Origin of the sequence: Brevibacillus reuszeri (genome assembly GCF_002897295.1) — a bacterium.
Lineage (GTDB): Bacteria > Bacillota > Bacilli > Brevibacillales > Brevibacillaceae > Brevibacillus > Brevibacillus reuszeri_A.
The window spans coordinates 1-4,711 of sequence record NZ_BEXF01000064.1 but is presented as its reverse complement, the minus strand read 5'-3'; the positions used below and the strand labels follow the sequence as shown (position 1 = coordinate 4,711).

Sequence of the window (4,711 nt, the reverse complement as noted above, 5' to 3'; positions counted from 1 at the left end):
CGTTGAGAACATGACTAAACAGTATTCCTTCAAGGAAAGTGATATCCGAAAAGCTAAAGACAATGCGGCCGCTGATCTTGAAAAACGCGTATCTCAGGTTGTGCTACGAGCTGCGGTAGAGTCAAAGAAGAAAGTATATACCACAGTTGATCCACAAAACGCCCAAGTCGTCATCGATCAATTTTCAAAAGCCATGGGTCGCCCTGAAGATGATTTCTCTCAAAGGGTGCTCACAAAAGTCGTGGATTCTTTACGACAAGTGGGTATGCCTATTGCGGAACAACTTCAGCTGGCAAGCGATTGGGTAAAGAAAGCGGATCTTGGGATTCCTTTATATGAGCTGAAAGAATTGATAGAGAATGTAAATCATACAGCTCCAGAAGCATTGGATAAAGTAACACAGGTGGCAGCCAATGCCATGAAATTAGCTGGATACTCCGACCAGAAAGTAAAGGCATATTTCGAGACAGCTGGAATTCCTTTACCTAATTTAAAAGACAGCGGGAAAATACTGAAGGATTCTTCCCAGAAAGTATCGGAAGAAGAATGGACGAAACTAACAGACATCATGGGAGTCAAGGCAGCTTACCCTTGGGAGATGAGAAAAGAACAGGTCGTGATATCCGATGTTGAGAACATCGTTCAAAATTTCAGAACCGGTAAAATAACGGTCGATGATCAGCATGGTAAAGGGTACACGGCGTACTGTATGACCGTAGCTCTAAAACAGTTAGGCATAGGGGATTCGGAACGTAGGCAGATCATGACTGAATTTGCGAAAAATAATTCAGTCGAAGGAATCAATAGGATTTTGAAATCAGTAGCCGGTGCAGATACTAATTTCTTGAAAAATGAGACTTGGAAAAAAATCAATGATGCCTTAGATACTGAAATGTCATATCCATGGAGAATAGACGAGTCCCTTCAGGTCAATCCGGAAAAGTACCAGGATGCATTGAAGACATTCGATCTGTCACAAAACAAGATTGATCCGGATAACGCACAATGGGTTGCTCAAAAGTATACCGCTGTGCTGAAGGAAGGCATCGAGGATGAAGAGATCCTGATTCAAAAGGTCCGAGAATGGGCTGGACGAACTGGAAGCATAAATATAGCCGAACTGAATATAAGAGACCTGTTTCAGAAGCGTACTGAGGATACAACCATGTTAGGTAAACAATTAGGAGTACAAGATGAGGTAATAAAGACTGTTTCTAATTTTACTAAAGTCATGTTCGCTTCAGGTTTGAAGTATGAGGAAGTCTTGAAAATGGTGACTGATTGGAACGAACGTAGCGGATTAAATTTACCTCAAGATCGTCTTGATCCAATCATCGACCGCATTAAGAAGGAAGTTGAAGATCTCAAACCGTGGGGTAGGACCCCAGTCGTTAACAAACGGGATTACGAGAATTTGAAGAAAGTCCTCGACATAGACGCTCCTTATTTATGGCAAAACAATAAAGAACGTACACGCGGACAAGGAGAACGTATAGGTCAGGATCCGTCTATGAACTTGGCTAAATCATTATGGAAAACCGTGTGGAACTCTCTGGAACAAGAGCGAATGCGCTCACAATCACAGGGAGAAATGATGAGGAGACAGAACGAAAAACGATTGCAGCGTGAAGCTGAAAGAGAACAGGAGTAAGTTGTCATTTTTTTTGTCTAACAAATAATAAATAAACCTAATTCCAACAAGACTTTAAGTGTCGAACAAATTGTTTAACGCATTCGACAAATTATTGGGACTTTGGAATTAGGTTTTTTTGTCATTTAGTTATATAGGCTCATTGTATATATGCGTAAAAAGTCCTTTAATATTGACAGGGAGGTGATTCCATGGGAGTGCTTTTTTCCCAATCCTGTGGGGGTCTAAAGACCGAGGGAGGGGTGAAGAAGTGGAAAGTATAAGAGCTGGTGGAAGATTGAAGTTATCTACAAAAGCGAGAACGTATTACCAGAGAGCTTCAAAAACCCACGGCGGACAAACGAAATTACTTGAGGAAGCACTAGAGTATTATGTTTCGCAAGGGGCACTGGATATAAAAAGAGAACTGAGCGATATTCGTTGTGTCCTTTTTCAATTGGCACAGAAGAATGGAGTCGAAACTGATCCAATGGAGCATCCTTTGTTACTTTGTGAGTCCAGTGTAAAAGGGGGAAGAGAAAACTGAAATTTCTCAAACCCAGATGGATCTCCTTGTACATTATTCTGTTGTTGGATTTTCTTGCATTACCTAGCATTGTGCGTATACCGTTATTCCTTTCCGAAATAGGATACCCAGAGGGAATTAATGTTTGGTTGGAGCATCTTAATCCCATTGAATCGATCATAAAACTTCTACATACAAAATTTCTTTGGCAGCTTTGGCTTATTTTGCAAGTGGGAATCATCTTGCTGATCATTAAGATATTTTGGAGAGATGTACCAAAACGGAATAATCGAATTAAAGACGGAATCGGTGGACCCGAGGCTTCTGGATCTGGGCAATTCGGCACGAGCCGATGGATGACGGACAAAGAAGTGGAGAAATCGGCTTTCAAGTGGCACTTAAAGACAGTAGTTCTTGCAGGTGGAATCGTACTAGGAGCGTATTTGGATGGCAGAAAGCCATTCGCATACGTTGACACAAAGGATAGTAACACCTTGATTATTGGTGCAACGAGATCCGGTAAAACACGGAGACTGGTGTTCCCGACTATATGGATGCTTGCACATGCGGAAGAATCGATGATCGTTACCGACCCTAAAGGTGAATTGTATGATCGTTCATCTACCTTTTTGAGAGACCAAGGTTATGAGGTTAAGTATCTTGATTTTCGTGAGCCTGGGCGTGGAAATAGAACAAATTATCTCGCACCTGTGGTAGAAGCTATCAAAAAAGGTGACGTTGCCCTTGCTACAAAACACGCTTGGTCCATAGCTCACATGTTTGTTTATCAAAAGCCAGGTGGGGATAAAGGCGAATCCATATGGCGTGATGGGCCGGAATCGGTCATTGCAGCACTCATCTTAGCTGTCGCTCTAGAAGCACCAGAAGATAATCAAAAACACATGTACTCTGTCTACAAAACTCTGATCGAATTGGGGAAAGTCAAAAAGGTGAGAGTTGGTAATCAAATCATTGATTATGTTCCACTGACTGACTATTTTGATAATTTGCCGCTAGATCATCCGGCCAGAGAAGCATATGGTATTGCTAGTTTGGCCCCAGAAAGAACACGAGCAAGTTTCTTCAGCTCGGCAGCTGCGCTACTCAGATTATTTGCAGATCCTTCGGTGGCTTATCTGACTTCTTATCAAGATCATCAAATTACAGATGTAGGCGATAAGAAAACGGCCATTTTCTTAATTATTCCGGACGAGGATACAACCCGTCATCCGTATGCAGCCCTCTATGTGAGCCAAGCTTATGATGCACTGGTCGATCATGCTAATAAATCAAAGGGCCGTTTGAATGTCCGCACCAATATGATTCTAGATGAATTTGGTAATATGCCTCCTTTCCCGGACATGGACACCAAACTCACCGTATCCTTGGGACGTGGAGTGCGATGGCATATGATTATTCAATCCTACTCGCAGCTGGATAGTAAATACGGAAACCTTGTTGCTAAAACACTCAAGGCCAACGTCCAGAATACGATCTATCTACTCACGACAGATCAAGGAACACTCGAAGAGTTGAGTAAACGTACCGGAACCTACACAGTTGAGACACAAGGTAACAGCTACAATGTAGGTAAAAATTCAGTGAGTCATGGGTCCTCAGCCAATCACACCGGACGTGCTTTATTAACGCCTGATGAGATCAGCCGGTGGCCGGATGATATGTCACTTGTATTCCGAGGAAGAATGTACCCAGCGAAACTGCCATTACCGGATCTGAGCTTATGGCCTGCCAATGATGATTTGCAAGCGCCTGAAACCCAAGAGAAAAGACGACTTGAACGGGTGAACTTTTTCCTTCCTGATATGGGCATGCAACAACCATCATCTCAAGAACAAGCAGAAACGATAGATGAGGATGAGATTCCGGATTTCATGGATGTTGATTAAGACAACACGAGTGAATCATGGATTTGAACATTCAAAATTTTATATTAGGTCTAAGATTTAGACTAAATATGGGGGGGTGATACTCAATGAGAGTTGTCTCTTAGACAATGTTAATAGCGACTTTGAGTGTTCTATCTATCCTTCGGAGGACTTACATAGTGGAGCTGCGCCTTCACTGAGGCAATGAAGCTATTAGATCGACTTCCTCAGAACTTTATCCTTATGAACGTGATGGAATACACGCTCTGTTTCTGGCCAATATGGAAATTGTTCAAGGGCTTGAAGAAGATCGAGAGCATGGCTCATAGATTGTAGTGTTCTTGCCGTTAAGTTGGTGAATATCAGCTGGACGAAGTTACAGAAAAGAATATGAAAAGCGCGAGAGTCCATAATTCATTATCTTGAGTTAAGGCTCGCTCATGGAGAATAGTGAGCATGTTTTAAGGTGGGAAAGTAACCTACCGTTTATGAACAGGAGGAAATATTCGTGCTAAAGAAAATCAAAGACAGTCGTACCGTCCATCTTGTATTGATGTTCAGCATTATCATGTTGCTCGCTGCTAATCCAGCATTCGCTGCTGGTGAGCCGGAAATTGTGACCGGAGCAGTAAAATTAGGACAAGATCTTTTTAAATGGCTTCTCTTACT

The 4,711-nt window shown here is 42.2% G+C and carries 2 protein-coding genes and 1 pseudogene; all 3 read left to right on the top strand.

What is annotated here, in order from left to right; genetic code table 11:
- A pseudogene (locus C3B52_RS35090) lies at nucleotides 1-1,651 on the top strand (MobP3 family relaxase); the annotation flags it as partial.
- A 250-nt stretch (nucleotides 1,652-1,901) separates the two neighbouring features.
- On the top strand, nucleotides 1,902-2,177 hold the full coding sequence (locus tag C3B52_RS35085; RefSeq protein ID WP_103110954.1) for a hypothetical protein: 276 nt from the start codon (nucleotides 1,902-1,904) through the stop codon (nucleotides 2,175-2,177).
- A 26-nt stretch (nucleotides 2,178-2,203) separates the two neighbouring features.
- Complete coding sequence (locus tag C3B52_RS35080; RefSeq protein WP_235615971.1) at nucleotides 2,204-4,063, top strand: VirD4-like conjugal transfer protein, CD1115 family; 1,860 nt, start codon at nucleotides 2,204-2,206, stop codon at nucleotides 4,061-4,063.
- Nucleotides 4,064-4,711 lie beyond the last annotated feature (648 nt).